Genomic DNA, 3,254 nt, shown 5'->3' on the forward strand with positions numbered 1-3,254 from the left:
TGCCTCCAAGACTGTAGAATTTACAATCACGCCTGAGCACTTACAATTTTTCAACCGAGACATGAAACGTGTTGTAGAGGCGGGCACATTTACGATCATGCTCGGAAATAGCTCCCAATCACACAGGAAAGCCACACTTCATGTAACCAAGTAGACTTTCCACTCGCTCTGGCGCTAGCCACTGTACAAAGCGCCATAGCGAGTAGCATCAAATTCGTAAGGCTACTTTATAAACGTCCTTAGAAAATAGCTTCAAATCTGCTCTGTCCCATTCCACGCAATGGGAGACACAAAATCAATATTTTTCCAATCAGGTATACACCGTATTCACTTAAAAACTGTCCGATGAAAAAGACAAATACAGCCCGCCAAACCTTATTCCAAAGCCTGGCAGGCCCAACAATAGTGTCTACGCGTCCTTGTAATAATTATTTTGGGCATATTCATAATAAAGGCTCTCATCATATGAGATGCGGCCCAATTTACCTTTGAGAACCCTATTGATAACTATGGCAATATTATCATTTGGTGTCACAGACCTAATTTGTCTAATTGCTGTTTGCACAGCCTTCTTTTCAGAAAACCTTGAGCGAATAACCATGAGATTAGTATCTGATACTCGCGCTAACCCAAGCGCGTCAGCAACCGCTAGAACAGGTGGGCCATCCAATATAACTAAATCGAAATACTCACGAATTTCTTCAATCATGGCTTCAAATTTAGGTATATCCAAATTGTGAACATTTCGATCAGATCCATCTTCACTCACATATTCTGTAGCTGGAATAATGCTTAAATCACTGAATTGATCTTTTAAAGTCACGTCCTTCCAATCACACTCACCTTTCACAGCATGCATAACACCTTGCTTAACTTCTATCCCTGAAATTTTAGCTGTCATACGCCGGCGTACATCACAGTCAATCAGCAAGACGCGTTGGCCAGAAATTGCAGCTATGCGTCCCAAACTCAGACTAAGCGTTGATTTTCCTTCATTGGGTACAGAAGACGTAACCGTTACAACCTGACACTTCCCTCGGTGTTGTGAATTACTTATCGTACTCAAAACAACGCGCAAAGATTCAGCAAAGGCCGACATGGGTTTAGCAAGTGCATACCCCCCAATTGATCGAAGCTCTTTTCTCTCCAGATTATTGATGTCATTGGTTTTGAGTTCAGGTACCGACGCTACGGCACGTTTCTGAAGATTTGCCCAAACTGAAGACGCACCATAAAACTTATCATCTAGAGTTTCTAACAATACCGCGACTCCAACGCCTCCGATAAGTCCCAATATAGACCCAATCACAAGAAAGATGGCGAGGGATTTTTTGTTAGAATATAATGGCGCAACTGCCTCACTGACCAATTTTGCTGAATCTTCGAAAACTGCACTATCGTCAGTCGCCCTGTTCAATTCTGACACATATTTATCATATTGCGCGCGTAAAGTAGAAATCTCACGCTCAATTGATCCTATACGTACTTGATCCGAATTGCTCACACGCAACTCATGACGTGCTTTATCCAAATTTTGTGTCGCTGTTTGATATCTTGCTTGCGCATCATCACGACGCGAGCGCAAGCTCATTACAATATTTCGAGCTTCAAACTGCAATTGAGTTTCCAATTCAGCAATTTCAGCTTGGCGGGTCAACACGTCTGGGTGTTTCTCACCATATTGTGTCAACAGCTCTGTAAGATTTCGGTTCAATGTAATTTTTTGGTTTCTTAGAACATTCAACACATCTGTACGTTCAACGAGCCCGCTTGATAAAAGGTTTTCCCAATTATCTCCAAATTCTGATGCACGCTTAAACGCAAGCGCAGCTGCTTCATAATCTAGACGTGCTTCCGTGTAGACACTTTCCGCCTGACGAATTCGCTGTTCAGCAATGGACGTTCCACCATCAGACAAAACACCAGAATCGGCACGAATTTTAACAAGCTCTGCTTCTTTATTTTTAAGTTCTTGCGACAGCTCTGCTATGCGTTGCTCTTGAATTTGTGTTGTCGCTTCTGACGTTGTCACCGCATTTGAAGAACGCCAGTTCAAGTAAGTATTTGCAACGCCATTTGCAATATACATGGATTTTTCAGCTGTATCGGTCGTGGCTTTAATTTCCAAAACAAAGCTTCGTCCAAATGGCTCAACAGAAATAGCCTCCAGCAGATTTTTAACGGCAACCGCTTTATTCATCTGTTCCGATTGCTCACCGAGCACAAATGGATAAATCCATTCTTGTTGAGTGTGCAACTCAAGCTTATCTACGACTAATTTTGCTATAAGCTCTGATTTGATAATTTGAATTTCAGATTGCACCAATTCGTTGGAAAGACCAGGCGTATTTCCCAAATTTGTACTATTGCTCGCAAGGGATACAGACGCAGTACTTGTATATGAATCTTTCAATACAAATTGGTGAAAAAGCACCACTGCAGCAAGTATAGCAAATGCTATAGAAATGATGGCCCACATTCTCTTAAAGAGAATAGAGATAATTTCCTCTATAGAAATAATCTCATCTTTTTCTTCTTTAAGATACAAAACAGACGAAGACTGATTTGTATCATTACCGCTTTCCATATTCATGAACTCTCATTTGCATCGATAAACTAAGCATTTTACAACATGAAGCTTTGAAGCAATCCACATACCACATTTCTATTAATGGAGGGTTCTGTACACAGAATAAAGAATTAGACAATATTAGCGTCTTGATAATTGTTTTTTTAAAGCAGTTTACACTTAATCGGCTTAAACTACGCCAGTCTTAAGTCCTTTAAGATAAAATATATGCTCTTTTTGATCGAAATACATTGCCTTGTAATCCCCCCTAAAATTAATAGGTTTCAAAAGTAGAATTTTCACGTTTTATAAAACGAGGAGATTTGACATGAAAACATCAAGGTTTAGCGACGCTAAAATTATGGGGATCCTAAAGCAGGCGGAAAACGGTGTACCCGTTTCTGAGTTGTGCCGAGAACATGGCATGAGCAGCGCTAGTTTTTATAAATGGCGGGCCAAATATGGAGGTCTCGATTCCTCCATGATATCCGAGATGAAATCTATGGCGGATGAGAATCGTCGTCTCAAAAAGATGTATGCTGAAATGGCTATGCAAAATGAGCTTCTAAAGGATGCTCTTGGAAATTCTAAAGGATGCTCTTGGAAAAAAGTAGTTCAGCCATCTCAACGTAGGAAGATGGCTCGAAGAGCAATCAATAAACACAATGTCAGTATCGCTCTAGCC

The 3,254-nt window shown here is 40.7% G+C and carries 3 protein-coding genes; 2 read left to right on the forward strand and 1 reads right to left on the reverse strand.

Annotation, left to right across the window (positions count from 1 at the left end; all coding sequences use genetic code 11):
- Window positions 1–154 (forward strand): fibronectin type III-like domain-contianing protein (locus ACFQS8_RS15050; protein ID WP_382169206.1); only part of this gene is annotated, 154 nt, incomplete at its 5' end.
- Between the two features lie 255 nt (window positions 155–409).
- Here the strand turns inward: ACFQS8_RS15050 and ACFQS8_RS15055 are convergent.
- Entirely contained in the window at window positions 410–2,593 is a 2,184-nt protein-coding gene (locus ACFQS8_RS15055) for a GumC family protein (protein WP_382168892.1), read from the reverse strand.
- 304 nt (window positions 2,594–2,897) lie between these two features.
- Between ACFQS8_RS15055 and ACFQS8_RS15060 the strand changes: the two genes are divergently transcribed.
- A partial coding sequence (locus ACFQS8_RS15060; protein ID WP_382168895.1) for a transposase occupies window positions 2,898–3,254 on the forward strand: 357 nt, incomplete at its 3' end.

It is taken from the genome of Hirschia litorea, from assembly GCF_042665075.1.
In the GTDB taxonomy this organism is placed as follows: domain Bacteria; phylum Pseudomonadota; class Alphaproteobacteria; order Caulobacterales; family Hyphomonadaceae; genus Hirschia; species Hirschia litorea.